Source organism: Methylobacterium sp. Ger2507 (genome assembly GCF_055231875.1).
On the sequence record NZ_JBUYVC010000001.1, the window covers coordinates 4,552,957 to 4,566,681 of the forward strand.

Consider the following 13,725-nt stretch of genomic DNA (forward strand, 5'->3'; position numbering starts at 1 on the left):
CAGCCCCTGCCCGTACTTGCAGGAGACCCTTCCTCACCATTGGTAGCGCAAGCCCCCGGTGAGGCCGTGTCCCAGGCCGCCGCGGGTTCCGATGGCGGCCTGATAATCCACGCGCCAGCCGAGTTGCTCCGTCAGACTGCCTTGGAGCCCGCCACCCATAGTCACGAGGTCACGACGCAGGAACGGCACCTGCAGCGATGCGCCGGCCATGGCGTTCTCGACGCTGGCAAGCCGAACGTCGGCGCTGGTGCTCCCTGGTCCGGTGGCGAGATTGTAGGCGGCGCGGATCGAGGGGATGAGGTCACCCCAGCCATAGAATGCGAGTTCGATGCCGAAGCGCGCGGAGGTCTGGGCCACGTCGAGATCGCGATAAGCGAGGTTGTTGCCGGCTGCACCGGTTTCGGTGAAGCCTTCGACCCGGCCCGAAAGATGGGTGATTCCGGCGAACGGGGTCAGGCGGACATCCGCGAAAGCGACGGGGACTCCGACTTCACCGTCGACAGCGAAAGCGCTTCCCGAGGTCTTGCCGGTGCCGGTCAGGCCGTAGGCGGCGGGGCGGCGGATCCGATCGAAGCTGACCATCGGCGCACCGCCGACGATTCCCTGCGCGTAGAAACCCGGGCCGTAGTAACCCGCATAGGCCGAGGCCGTGAAGGCGTTCTGATCCTGCCGGAACCCCGCGTTGCGGCTCACCGATCCGCCTCCGCCACCGATGGCGATACCGGCGCGCCACGGGCCGGCGAGGGGCAGGTCGATCCCGGCGCTGCCCTGCGCCACCGTACGGTCCACCTCGACGCCTCCGCTGCGCGGCTGGTCGGCGAAGACGAAATCACCGCCGATCCAGGCGCCCCCGGCCTGGCCCCAGGGACCGGCCGAACCGTTCGCACGGCGCAGCGCCGAGAGGTGGTCCTGCACGCTGCGGGTCGCGGACGCTGCGAAGCCGAGGATACCGGCGCCGAGGCTCTGAAGAACGACCGGCGCGCTCTGCTTCATGATCGCGAGGGAATACGGATCGACGTAGGTCGGCAGCGTGAGGCGATAGGCGAGCAGGAGGTTGTCGTTGTTCAGACCGGCATCGTAGCTCTGCCCGTTGATCACGCCCCGGCGGGTGAGGAAGTCGTTGTCGTTGCCGACGAGAAGGAAGTAGTCGTTCGGGGCTTTTTCGCTCAGGACGGGCACGAGACCCATCGCCTCCAGCTTCTCCGGCAGCGTCGTCTGCGAAGCGGGATTGGTATTGACGTTCATCCCGTAGCGGCCGAGCTGCACCGGATTGAGCATGTTGACCACTTCCGTGGTCTGCACCGGCGTGATGGCGGCGCGCAGGATGCCGCCCGGCGCGATCGGCGTGACGCCGTCATAAGGCACGCCGGCGATGTTGGTCGCCTGGGCCGTGTCGACCAGGAGAACGCTCTTGTAGACGATCGGCGTGGTGGTGCCGGTGCCGAGGCCGCTGGAATCGCGAGACAGGACCAGGAACTGCGTCTCGTTGAGCGCCAGCATCTCGCTCTGGGCCGCCGTCCGGTTGGGGGCGTTCCCGTTGCCGTTCTGCTGGTAGGTCGGCAACTGGAGAACATATTCGCGCGTCGGGGCGGTGGGCGTCGGCGTACCCGAAACGTCGTAGTAGAGGATGCGGGTGTTGTTGCGCTGCTGCTGGCCGGCGCCCGAATCCTGCACCGTCGCGCTCTGCAGGATCGTAACGAGGCCGCGCCCGTCCGGCGTCAGCGCGATCGCCTCGAGCCCCTGGTTGTTGCGGCGTCCGGAATCGGTCGGCGGACTGGTCGAATTGAAGTTCAGGCGTCCATCGGTGCGCGGCTGGAGGGCCGTCGGGATGCCGAGCACCCCCAGCAGCTGCCCTGCGGCCGTGAAGTAGTAGATATTCGGGCCATACTCGTCGCTGATGTAGAACGAACCGTCGAGCTTCCGCACGAGGCCCTCGGCATCGAGGCTGATGCGGCCGGCGCTCGGACCGGTGGGGGCCGAGGGCAGCACTGCGCCCACCTGCGTGGTGGTGCCGGTCCCCGGATCGAGCCCGCTGAAGCGCTGACCGCGCGCATCGGTCAGGACGATGCCGCCGGTCTGGGTCAAGGTGAGCTGGCTTTGCGAAGCCGTGGATTGCGGCAGGTTCGCGCCCGGGTCCGGGGTGAAGGTCAGCGTGAAGCGGTTGAGGCGTCCGATATAGTCGGAGAACACGCCGCCGTCCGGGTTGTTGTAGCCGCGATCGGGCAACGTGTAGAGCGTCCCTTCATAGCGACCGCCGGTGCGCCGCCAAGTGCTCAGGTCCACCGCCAGGGACGAGAACGAGCCCAGGGAGTCCCCCAGGAAATCGCGGGTGTCGGCGGACAGGCGCCCGACGCCCTGGAGACCCTGATTGACGTAGGTCGCACCGTTGAACGGCACCGACACCGCCGTGTCGGCCCACGTAATGTTCGGGGTGCGAATCGCCTGGGCCGAGGCGGCGCCGGCCATCGTGAGGGATGCAACGAGTGGCCCAGCGGCGCGTGCGGCCCAGATTCGTTGATGCGCCATCGTTGAACTCCACGGTCAAGCTTCCGTGGGGTGATCGCGTCGCCTCATGACAGGCGTGTGTCAGCCGGCAACATTCTTGTCCTGCGTGCATCGATGGCCTCGGCCAGGAGGCACAGGATCTCGAAGGTGAGGGTCGCTCCGGCCAGCGCCGTTATCCCCGACGGGTCGAGAGGTGGCGCGACCTCGACCACGTCGGCGCCGATGAGATCGAGCCCGCGCAGAGCCCGCACGATCTGCAGGGCTTCCCGGGCGGTGAAGCCTCCCATCTCCGGCGTGCCGGTACCGGGCGCATAGGCGGGGTCGAGGGCGTCGATGTCGAAGCTCAGATAGGCCGGCGCCGTCCCGACGACGCTGCGAGCCTCCGCCAGCACCTCCGGCAGCCCGCGGGCGATCACCGCTTCCATGGGTACGATGCGGACGCCCTGGTCCCGGGCCCAGTCGAGCTCGTCCGCCGAATCGATGCTGCCGCGCAGCCCGATCTGCACCATCCGTCTCGGGTCGAGGACGCCGTCCTCGATGGCGCGGCGGAACGGCGTGCCGTGCGTCAGGCGGGTTCCGTCATATTGTGCGTCGTCGGTATCGCTGTGGGCATCGATGTGGATGAGCCCGACCGGGCGGGAGCGACCGAGCGCGCGCAGCACCGGGTAGGTGACGAAGTGGTCGCCGCCGACCGAGAGCGGCACGATGCCGGCTTCCGCCAGAGGCCGGTAGAACGCCTCGATGGCGCGCGCGGTCGCGCCGACGTCGATGGGATTGATGGGCACGTCGCCGAGATCGGCGCAGGCCGCGAGGTCGTAGGGCGCGATGCCCGTGGCGGCATTGCGGGCGCGGGTGCCGGTGGAGGCTTCGCGCACGCCGCGCGGACCCAGGCGTGCGCCCGGCCGGTTGGTGGTGGCGCCGTCGAACGGAATGCCGACGAGACCGATATCGATTCGGCCCGGAGCCTCGGCCGGGGCGAGAATCGGGAGTCGCATGAAGCTGGCGAGCCCGACAAAGCGCGGCGTCTCCATGCCCGAGAGCGGCCGATACTGGTCGATCCTTGCCTGGTCCGCCTCGTTCGCCATCCGTCGCCCCGCTGTTTGACAGGTTCGGCAGGCCTCGGTGGCCGGAAGCCTGACGACGCCACGATGACGTTCCGTTGACGGATCGGCAACGCGTGTCTATAGAGCCCACATCGCCGACGGGCGCGCTTACCGCGATCGTCGGCTTCGCCATTGCCCGAACAACCTGCACGCGATCCACCGACATCACAGCCCGAGGGCTCGTCGCGATCGCCTCAAACGTGACGAGGATGCCCCATGGCCAACACCGTGTCGGCCAAGAAAATGACCCGCAAGATTGCGAAGCGCACCGCGGTCAACCGCTCGCGTCGCAGCCGCATGCGCACCTTCGTCCGCAAGGTCGAGGAGGCCATCGCCACCGGTGATCAGTCGAATGCGCTGACCGCCCTCCGCGCCGCCGAGCCCGAGATCATGCGGGCCGCTCAGCACGGCATCGTGCACAAGAACAACGCCTCTCGGAAGGTCTCGCGCCTCGCCGCGCGGGTGAAGGCGCTCGCCGCCTAAACCTTTCTTCCAGACGCGACTGAAAAAGCCCGGCAGCGATGCCGGGCTTTTTTCGTTTTCGGCGTCGGTCAACCGGAAGCGCGTTCGGCGTTGATCGGAGCCTCTTGGCAGCAGTCGCGCTTCACTGCTGCGCGCATCGGCGGCGCTTGGTTGGAATTCGTCACGAATGCTCGGCCGGCGACTCCCGAATCAGGACAATTTCTGAAAGAAGGCGTTAACCCTCATTTGAATCTGTTCTGTTGCGACGCCTGTCCCGCGAGTGTAGCTTAACGATGTGTCATGATGAACCAACAAATTCTCAGCACCATCGAGTCGAGATCGAATCATCCACAAGGTGGGATTCGCGACTGGACTCAGGGGACGTAACCCGCGTCGGAATTGCCGCAATTTTTGCTATCCCCGTTAGTCCCGCTGTTAGGAGAACCGTAGCTTATTGTTGATAGGCTTGCTTCATCGACAAAAGGCCTCCCGGAGTCGATTGACTCTTGGGTGGCGATCTGGGTCTCGCGAATGCCTCGCGGGACGCGACTTCAGTCAAGTGTGCGTACGTACCGGTGGCGGCCCTCCGTCCTCGGCACGAGGAGAGCGATGATGCATGTCGACGGTAGCGTATCCGGCAATGCCGAGATGGGCATGAGCGGCGTGAGCGGACCCGATACGGTGGCCGCCTGGGCTCGGGTGAAGCGGCGCCTGCGGGCCGAACTCGGCGAAGATGTCTTCGCCAGCTGGTTCGCCCGGCTCGAACTCGTGGAGGTCGTCGACGGCACGGCCCGGCTCACGGTCCCGACGCGATTCCTCAAGAGCTGGATCGAATCCCATTATCTCGACCGGGTGCTGAACACCTTCCGCAGCGAAGTCGAATCGGTCTCGCGCCTGGACGTGTCGGTGCGCGGCCCCTCCGCCGCCGTGCGTCCCGCCACCAGCACGCCGAAGACCAGCAGCGCCGCGAGCCCGCTGGCCCGCCTGCAAGCCGCCGGCAACACGATGCCGTCGCACGGCGAATCGAGCGTCGGCTCCGACAGTGAAACCCATCCGGCGCCCCGCGGCGACGCGGGCGGCGATCTCAACGGCGCTCCCCTCGACAACCGGTTGACCTTCGCGAGCTTCGTCGTCGGCCGCTCGAACGCCCTGGCGCACGCCGCCGCCGAGCGCGTCGCCCGGCACGACGGACAGGGGGCGCTCTACAACCCGCTCTACTTCCATGCCGGTGTCGGCCTGGGCAAAACCCACCTGCTGCACGGTATCGGCCATGCCGCCCGCGAATCCGGCCGCCGGGTGATCTATCTCACCGCCGACCGCTTCATGTACGGCTTCGTCAACGCCCTGAAGACCCAGAATGCCCTGGCCTTCAAGGAGCGTCTGCGGGCCATCGACCTCCTCATCCTCGACGACGTCCAGTTCATCCAGGGCAAGTCGATCCAGGCGGAGTTCGGTCACACCATCAACGCGCTGATCGATGCCGGGCGCCAGGTCGTGGTGGCCTCCGATCGTCCACCGACCGAGTTGGAGGCCCTGGAGGAGCGGGTCCGCTCGCGCCTCGCCGGCGGCCTCGTGGTCGAGATCGGCACCCTCGACGAGCAGCTGCGCACCTCGATCCTTTCGGCGCGACTCGCCGCCGTGCAGGTCTCGCATCCGAGCTTCGAAGTCTCGCCCACCGTGGCGACCTACGTCGCCCGGGCGATCACCGCCAATGGCCGGGACCTCGAGGGCGCCGTGAACCGGCTGCTGGCGCACGCCACCCTGACCGGCGCGGCCGTGACGATGGAGACCGCCGAGGCGGCGATTCGCGACCTCGTGAAGAACCGCGAGCCCAAGCGTATCAAGATCGAGGACATCCAGAAGCTGGTGGCCTCGCGCTACAACGTCTCGCGCTCCGACATCCTGTCCGAACGGCGCACCGCCGCCGTGGTCAAGCCGCGCCAGATCGCGATGTACCTGTCGAAGGTGCTCACCCTGCGCTCGCTGCCGGAGATCGGCCGCCGCTTCGGCGGTCGCGATCACACCACCGTGCTGCACGCCGTGCGCAAGATCGACAAGCTGATCGGCGAGGACAACGTCCTGAACGACGAGGTCGAGCTCCTGAAGCGCATGCTGCAGGATTGAGCGTGCCGGGGTGTCGCGCCGTTATGCGACGCCCCGAATCCGCCGCGGGATAGCCGGCCTCTCGCACTTGCGTTCGCCGGGAGGCTTCGCCAAGTTCAGCGGCCACGGTGCCAGGACGCACGTGGAACCGGAGCGCGTCGATCGCGCCCGTTCTGGCGACGTCCGACGAGAGACCACGAGTTCAGACCATGAGAGTCACTGTCGAGCGTGCGGCCCTCCTTCGGTCGCTCGGCCACGTGCACCGCGTGGTGGAGCGCCGGAATACCATTCCGATCCTGTCCAACGTCCTGCTCCGCTGCGACGCCGGCGGCCTGGAGCTGCGGGCGACCGACCTCGACATCGAGGTGACGGAAACCATTCCGGCCGACGTGGTCGATGCCGGTGCCACCACGGTGCCCGCCCACGTCATCTACGACATCGTTCGCAAGCTGCCGGACGGCGCCCAGGTCTCCCTCGAGACCAGCGGCGAGACCGGCCAGATGACCATCCGGTCGGGACGCTCGCGCTTCTCGCTCGGCGCCCTCCCGGAGGGGGATTTTCCCGATCTGGCGGCCGGTGAGCTGCCGACCCGCTTCGTGATCGCGGCGTCCGACCTGAAGCGCCTGATCGAGAAGACGCAGTTCGCGATCTCCACCGAGGAGACGCGCTACTACCTCAACGGCATCTATCTCCACACCATCGAGGTCGACGGGACCCTGCGCATGCGCGGCGTCGCCACCGACGGGCACCGCCTCGCCCGCGTGGAGATCGAGGCGCCCGAGGGCAGCCGCGACATGCCGGGCATCATCGTGCCCCGCAAGGCGGTGGCGGAGATCATCAAGCTCGTGGAGGATGGCGGCGAAAGCGTCGAGATCGACCTGTCGCCGGCCAAGATCCGCTTCAAGTTCGCCAGCGGCGTGGTTCTGATCTCGAAGCTGATCGACGGCACCTTCCCGGACTACCAGCGCGTGATTCCCTCGGGCAACGACAAGTTCCTGACGGTCGAGCGCGACGTCTTCGCCAAGGCCGTCGACCGTGTCTCGACGATTTCGTCCGAGCGCGGCCGCGCAGTGAAGCTGGCCGTTCAAGAGGGCCGCCTGGCCCTCTCGGTGAACAACCCGGATTCCGGCAGCGCCACCGAGGAACTCGACGTCGACTACGACGCCCCCGCCCTCGATATCGGCTTCAACGCCCGCTACCTCCTCGACATCACGAGCCAGCTCGAGGGTGACACCGCCCTGTTCAAGCTGGCCGATCCGGGTTCCCCGACCCTGATCCAGGATCGCGAGGGCGCGGCCGCCCTCTACGTCCTGATGCCGATGCGGGTGTGATCGGCGCGTCCTGCGTCGCGGCGCGAGACAGGATGCGGGTGATCGGCTAAGGGCTGGCGGGTGCGTCTCACCCGTCTGATCTGCCGCGACTTCCGGAACCACGCCGACCTCGACCTTGCGGTCGACCGTCGCTTCGTCGCCCTGGTGGGCGAGAACGGTGCCGGCAAGACCAACCTCCTCGAAGCGATTTCGCTGTTCTCGCCGGGACGCGGCCTGCGCCGCGCCGACCTGTCGGCGATGCCGCGGACCGGCGGGCCGGGCGGGTTCGCCGTGTCCATATCGCTGGCTGGGGCGACACAGTCGGGCGACGAGACCGAACACCGGATCGGGACCGGCTACGAACCGCCCGGCTTCGACGGCCGGGCCGCGCGCCTGTGCCGGATCGACGGGGCCACCGCGCCCTCCCCGGTCGCCTTCTCTGAATTTCTCCGGGTGGTCTGGCTGACACCCGACCTCGACGGCCTGTTCCGGGGGCCGGCGGGCGATCGCCGCCGCTTCCTCGACCGGCTGGTGCTGGCGGTCGACGCCACTCACGGCGCCCGCGTCAACGCGCTCGAACGGGCGCTGCGCTCGCGCAACCGCCTGCTGGATGAGCGACCGACGGATGGCCAATGGCTCGATGCGGTCGAGCGCGAGGTCGCGGAACTCGGCGTCGCGGTCGCGCTGGCCCGGCGCGAGACCGCCGAGCGCCTCGACCGGCTCATCGCCGAGAGCCGTGACGACGCCCAGCCCTTCCCCTGGGCCGGCCTGCGCCTGGAGGGCGATCTCGACGACCTCGTGGCGGTGTGGCCGGCGATCGAGGCCGAGGACCGCTTCCGCTCGGCCCTGCGCCAGGGCCGCGCCCGCGATCGGGCGGCGGGCCGGACGCTGAGCGGGCCGCAGACCAGCGACCTCGTGGTGCGCCATGGCCCGAAGGACGTACCGGCCGCCACCGCCTCGACCGGCGAGCAGAAGGCGCTGCTGATCGGGCTCGTGCTGGCTCATGCCCGGCTCGTTCAGGCGATGAGCGGGCTCGCGCCGGTGATCCTCCTCGACGAGGTCGCGGCGCATCTCGATCCCCGCCGGCGGGCCGGCCTGTTCGATGCGCTGGAGGCCCTGCACGGCCAGGTCTGGATGACGGGGGCCGACCCGGCGCTGTTCGGGGAGCTTGAAGGGCGGGCCGACATGGTAAGGGTGCTGGACGGGCGAATCGCCCGCGACTGACGCGCGGTGCGACCATGCCGTTGTCCAGCCTTGCCCTATTCGCGATGATCTATGCCGGGGTCGTAGCCTCCCTCGGCCCGGGCATCGCCGCCCTGGTGGCGCGGGTCATCACCAGCGGGTCCCGCGGCATCGCCGGCTTCGTCTTCGGCATGATCCTGGGGGATCTGACTTGGTTCGCCATCGCGGCCGGCGGCTTCGCCCTCCTGGCGCAGGCCGCGGCCCCGATCTTCCTGGCCCTGAAGGTCGGCGGCATCCTCTATCTCGTTTATCTCGCCTGGAAGACCTGGACCGCCCCGGTGGATGCCCCCGCGATCGCCACGACTTCGCGCCAGGACACCATCCGGGCGTTCCTGGGCGGCCTCGCCATGACCCTCGGCAACCCGAAGGTGATCCTGTTCTTCCTGGCCCTGCTCCCGAGCGTCGTCGATCTGTCCCATCTGTCGGCGCGCGGCCTGCTGATGATGGCGGTGACCCTGGTGATGGTGCTGAGCACCGTGCTCGGCCTCTACGTCCTCGCGGCGGTGCGGGCGCGGCGCATCTTCACCGCCCGCCGCGCCCGCCGCCGGATCAACCAGGGCTCGGCGATCGTCATGGCGGGGGCCGCGGCCGCCATCGCCCTGCGCTGAGGGCCGGTTCGCACCGCCAGCGGGTTCGGGCAGCCCCGACGTCTCCCTAGCGGCCGAGCAGCGAATCCCAGAACTCATAGCGGGTGGGATTGTCGGGGCAGAGGCCACCGCCGCATTCCGCCAGGGTCGAGCCCGCATTGGCCAGGGTGATCGCGAGGAACAGGAGCACGCTGGCGAGGCCGAAGCCCCCGATCCGGGCTCGGCTCGACGGTCGATCGCGCGCTGCGAACTGACCTTCGAAGAGGCACAGGATCGCGGCGGCCACGATCAGGCCCGCGAAGGCGATCAGTGACCAGACGTAGAAGTGCAGCCCGAACAGGGCCGAACCGTAGACCCCCGTGCCGGGCACGATGTGCAGCAGGGTCTGCCGGGCGGCGATGCCGAAGCCGGCGACGGAGCCCAGGACGACGATCGCGTAGTGCCCGGGGCGTGCGCCGAGGCAGACGTTCAGGGCAAAGCCCATTCCGGCGGCCGCGAAGGCGGCGCGCTGGAGGATGCAGAGCGGACAGGGCAACTCGCCGTCGACCACCTGATAGCCGAAGGCGACAAGGAGAATGGCGCTGCAACCGGCAAGCCCAAGGGCGTTCAGGGCGCGTGCCCCGACCGGCGTGAGAAGGGCGTCTGTCACGGGATCCGGCTTTCAGAAGGTTAGGTTCAGCGCGTCGGAGGCGTGTTGGCGAAACAGCAGGAGGAGCGCGATGAGCGAGACGCCCCAGAGGCCGAGCGCGAGGGAGCGCCGACCCACCAGGGCGGCCGCGAGAGCGCCCGACACGCCGAGAAACGGGATGACCATCATGGCTCGATGAGGCTCGCGACGGGGATGCCGGACATGCGCGCGCCGGTGGCGAACGCATCCGCCAGGATCGAGGAGGGATCTTTCCGTCCGCTTAAAGGCCCCGGGTCGCGCCGTGCCGCCCGGTGCGGGGTGGGCCATGCATGCCCCACCCGGCCCGGCGAAAATCCGGACCCGGAGCCCTGCGCGGACCAGTCCCCCGCGCGGTGATTGACCTCGGCGCTCCGGATGGTTCAGAGGCATGGAAGGCTCCTGTCGGCGCGATCGCCGCGATTGCCGCCCTTGCCGTTTCGGCGGCCGCCTCCGCCGTGTCTCACTCCGACAGACGATCAGGATTCCGATGACTAGTCGCCTCGACGAGGCTCGCGCCGCGTTGAAGACCACCTTCGGCTACGATGATTTCCGGCCCGGCCAGGACGAGGTGATCGGAGCCGTCCTCGACGGGACCGACGTGTTCGCCGTGATGCCCACGGGCTCCGGCAAGTCGATGACCTACCAGCTGCCGGCCCTGGTCGAATCGTCCCTGACCGTCGTGGTCTCGCCGCTGATCGCCCTGATGCACGATCAGGTGCAGCAGATGCTGGGATTCGGCGTTGCGGCCGCGACCCTGAACTCCTCGGTCGCCGAGGCGACGTCGCGCGAGACCTGGCGCAAGATCCGCAGTGGCGACCTGCGCCTGCTCTTCGTCTCGCCCGAGCGGCTGATGATGGAAGGGCTGATGGACGCCCTGAAGGGCGCCGGCGTGCGGCGGCTCGCCGTCGACGAGGCCCACTGTGTCTCGCAATGGGGCCACGATTTCCGGCCCGAGTACCGGGACCTCGCCCGGGCGCGCGAAGCCCTCGGCAACGTCCAGACCGTGGCGCTCACCGCCACCGCCGACAAGGCGACGCGGGCCGACATCACCGAGCGGCTGTTCCCTGCCGGGCGCGAGCTGAAGGCCTTCGTCCACTCCTTCGACCGGCCGAACATCCGCCTGACCTTCGCGCCGAAGGACAATCCGACCCGGCAGATCGAGCGCTTCCTGCGCCACCGGCGCGCCGAGAGCGGGATCATCTACTGCTCGTCGCGCAAGCGTACCGAGCAGCTGGCCGAGACCCTGGCCAAGGACGGCTTCAACGCCCTGCCCTACCATGCCGGCCTTGACCAGGGCACGCGCATGAAGAACCAGGACACCTTCCTGCAAGAGGACGGCGTCGTGATGACCGCCACCGTCGCCTTCGGCATGGGCATCAACAAGCCCGACGTGCGCTTCGTCTGCCATGCTGACATGCCCTCCAACGTCGAGGGCTATTACCAGGAGATCGGTCGCGCCGGCCGCGATGGTCTGCCGGCCGACACCCTGACCATCTACGGCCTCGACGACATGGCCCTGCGCCGGCGCCAGATCGACGAGAAGGAGGTGCCGGACGAGCGCCGCCGGGTCGAGCGGCGCAAGCTCGAGGCAATGATCGCGCTATGCGAGGGCGCCACCTGCCGGCGCCAGTCGCTCCTCGGCTATTTCGGCGAGGCGAGCGAGCCCTGCGGCCGCTGCGACCTGTGCCGCAGCGGCGTTTCACTCATCGACGCCACGGTGCCGGCTCAGAAGCTGCTCTCGGCCATCGTGCGCACCGGCCAGCGCTTCGGCGCCGCCTATGTCTGCGACGTGGTCCATGGCAAGGAATCCGACACGATCCGGCGCAACGGCCACGTGGCGCTCAAGACCTTCGGGGTCGGCGCCGACAAGCCCATCGCCGCCTGGCGCGCGATGCTGCGCCAGCTCTTCGCGGCCGGCGCCGTGACCGAGAACGGCGACGGTTTCGGCGGGCTCTCCCTCACCGACAAGGGCGAGGCGATCCTGTTCGGCCGAGAACCGATCCAGATGCGCCCCGATCCCGAGCCGAAGGTGGCCGAACCGCGCGACCGCAAGCGCGGGGCGACCCGCGACGATGCGAGCCTGGATCTCGATCCGGCCACCGAGGCCCTGTTCCAGCACCTGCGCGGCCTGCGCGCCACCATCGCCCGGGCCGAGGGCATCGCCGCCTTCATGGTCTTCCCGGACCGGACGCTGATCGAGATGGCGCGCACCAAGCCCGTCGATCTCTACGCGCTGCGCACCGTCCACGGCGTCGGCGAGCGCAAGCGCGAGGCTTATGGCGAGCGCTTCGTCGGTGCCATCGCGGAATTCCTCGCGCACGCAACGGCAACGGGCGCCTGATGCGCTTTCGGACTCGTTGGTTTCGTCGCGACTCGTGTAGGGACTGGGGTGGTCCGAGGCCGAAATCGGCGAATCGCACCGATCCCGGAGCCAGCCGCGGCGACATGCCGGGTGCGACGGCCTGATGCGTCCGGATCAACCGACAGAGGGATCTCTCATCGTCCAGCCGCCCGAGCCGACCGCGACGCAACCCCGTCAGGTCTTCTACATGCCGGGCTTCGACCCGCGTGAGCCCGAGACCTATTGGGGTCTGTTCCGGCGGGAAAGTCGGCTGGCCGCCGTCCGCCGCAGCATGGCGATCACGGTGAGCGACCCCGAGCGCACGTCGGACGGCCTCGCCCTGGACTGGACCGTGACCCTCGACGGCGCACCGACCCAATACACCCTGCTGCGCTGGGACGACATCGTGCGCGCCCGCTTTCCCCGGTCGAACGGGCGGCGGCTCTGGGAGGTCCCGGCGCTGTGGCTCCGCCTGCTGCGGGTCGGCTACCTGCGGCCGTTCCGGCGCGAAGCCCGGCGCTTCGCCCGCGTGATCATCGGCGTCCACTTCATCTATCTCTTCCTCGTCGTCCTCAGCCTCGCGGTGGCGGCCGGACTGGCGGCGCTGGCACCGGTCGATGCCCGGCCCTGGGTCCTCCTGGCCGTGCCCCCCCTGGCCTACGGCATTCTGGCCGTGCTGATGCGGGTGACGCGCGGCAAGCCGTTCTACGTGGCCCATCTCGTCGACGACACCGCCTTCACGCATGACCATGCCAGCGGCGCCGACACCCGGATGCGAGACCGCCTGGACGCCTTCGCCGACATCATCCGGGGGGCCGAGGGCCGCGCCTCCGAGATCGTGGTGATCGGCCATTCCTCCTCCAGCTTCCTCGGTCTCGAGGCCCTGGACCGGGTCCTGACCCGGGATCCGGAGTTCGGCCGGCGCGGGACACCGGTGTCGTTCGTGAGCATCGGCAGCGTCATCCCGTGGATCACCCTCGATCCGCGCGCCATCGAGACCCGTGCCGCCCTCGCCCGTGTGGCGGCTTCGGATGCCATCGTTTGGCTCGACGTGCGGGCGAAGTGGGACTGGCTCTCGGTGCACAAGCGCAATCCCCTCAGCGCCTCGAAGCTGCCGGCGCCCCGTGCCCATCGCCCGGTCGAGATCCATGTCCGCATCGAGGACCTGATCGAGCCGCGCATCATCGCGCGGCGCAAGTGGAACCTGTTCCGCATGCACTTCCAGCTGCTGATGTCGAGCCGCGACCCGGAGGCGTTCGACTACATCGTCTTCGTGGCCGGGCCAGAGCCGGTCCACGGCCTGATCCGGCGCTGGCGCAACGTGACGGAGCAACCCAAGGGGTGCGCGGTCCCTGAAACCGACCCCGATTAGGGGTTCGGACCGGCTCGATCCGCGATCACATGT

Annotated in this window: 11 protein-coding genes; 7 read left to right on the plus strand and 4 right to left on the minus strand. The window is 68.8% G+C overall.

Going from position 1 to position 13,725, the window contains the following annotated elements; all coding sequences use genetic code 11:
* Positions 1-33: 33 nt before the first annotated feature.
* Together ACV7NL_RS21115 and speB are read right to left on the minus strand one after the other, a co-directional pair.
* The gene (locus ACV7NL_RS21115) at positions 34-2,526 is read right to left on the minus strand and encodes an esterase-like activity of phytase family protein (protein ID WP_463356783.1); all 2,493 of its coding nucleotides are present in this window, start codon (positions 2,524-2,526) and stop codon (positions 34-36) included.
* Positions 2,527-2,570: 44 nt separating this feature from the next.
* Positions 2,571-3,590: an agmatinase gene (gene speB, locus ACV7NL_RS21120; RefSeq protein WP_463356784.1), complete on the minus strand. Its 1,020-nt coding sequence runs from the start codon at positions 3,588-3,590 to the stop codon at positions 2,571-2,573.
* Positions 3,591-3,824: 234 nt separating this feature from the next.
* Between speB and rpsT the strand changes: the two genes are divergently transcribed.
* The 5 genes from rpsT (at position 3,825) to ACV7NL_RS21145 (ending at position 9,333) form a co-directional block, all read left to right on the plus strand.
* Complete coding sequence (gene rpsT / locus ACV7NL_RS21125; protein ID WP_056190238.1) at positions 3,825-4,091, plus strand: 30S ribosomal protein S20; 267 nt, start codon at positions 3,825-3,827, stop codon at positions 4,089-4,091.
* Positions 4,092-4,682: 591 nt separating this feature from the next.
* Positions 4,683-6,194 carry a chromosomal replication initiator protein DnaA gene (gene dnaA, locus ACV7NL_RS21130; RefSeq protein WP_056481720.1) on the plus strand — a complete coding sequence of 504 codons (1,512 nt, stop codon included), beginning with the start codon at positions 4,683-4,685 and terminating at the stop codon, positions 6,192-6,194.
* Between the two features lie 188 nt (positions 6,195-6,382).
* Positions 6,383-7,504, plus strand: coding sequence for a DNA polymerase III subunit beta (gene dnaN, locus ACV7NL_RS21135; RefSeq protein ID WP_056190240.1), 1,122 nt, complete (start codon positions 6,383-6,385; stop codon positions 7,502-7,504).
* A gap of 60 nt (positions 7,505-7,564) precedes the next feature.
* Positions 7,565-8,707 (plus strand): DNA replication/repair protein RecF, encoded by a 1,143-nt coding sequence (recF, locus tag ACV7NL_RS21140; protein ID WP_463356785.1) that lies wholly within the window; start codon positions 7,565-7,567, stop codon positions 8,705-8,707.
* 14 nt (positions 8,708-8,721) lie between these two features.
* The gene (locus ACV7NL_RS21145) at positions 8,722-9,333 is read left to right on the plus strand and encodes a LysE family translocator (protein WP_463356786.1); all 612 of its coding nucleotides are present in this window, start codon (positions 8,722-8,724) and stop codon (positions 9,331-9,333) included.
* A 46-nt stretch (positions 9,334-9,379) separates the two neighbouring features.
* Here ACV7NL_RS21145 and ACV7NL_RS21150 read toward each other — a convergent pair whose 3' ends face one another.
* Positions 9,380-9,961, minus strand: coding sequence for a disulfide bond formation protein B (locus tag ACV7NL_RS21150; RefSeq protein WP_463356787.1), 582 nt, complete (start codon positions 9,959-9,961; stop codon positions 9,380-9,382).
* A 12-nt stretch (positions 9,962-9,973) separates the two neighbouring features.
* Positions 9,974-10,129 carry a DUF5993 family protein gene (locus ACV7NL_RS21155; RefSeq protein WP_200941014.1) on the minus strand — a complete coding sequence of 52 codons (156 nt, stop codon included), beginning with the start codon at positions 10,127-10,129 and terminating at the stop codon, positions 9,974-9,976.
* Positions 10,130-10,466: 337 nt separating this feature from the next.
* On the opposite strand from ACV7NL_RS21155, the gene recQ reads away from it, so the two are divergent.
* Together recQ and ACV7NL_RS21165 are read left to right on the plus strand one after the other, a co-directional pair.
* The gene (gene recQ / locus ACV7NL_RS21160; RefSeq protein ID WP_463356788.1) at positions 10,467-12,320 is read left to right on the plus strand and encodes a DNA helicase RecQ; all 1,854 of its coding nucleotides are present in this window, start codon (positions 10,467-10,469) and stop codon (positions 12,318-12,320) included.
* 208 nt (positions 12,321-12,528) lie between these two features.
* Positions 12,529-13,692: a hydrolase gene (locus tag ACV7NL_RS21165; RefSeq protein ID WP_463357187.1), complete on the plus strand. Its 1,164-nt coding sequence runs from the start codon at positions 12,529-12,531 to the stop codon at positions 13,690-13,692.
* Positions 13,693-13,725 lie beyond the last annotated feature (33 nt).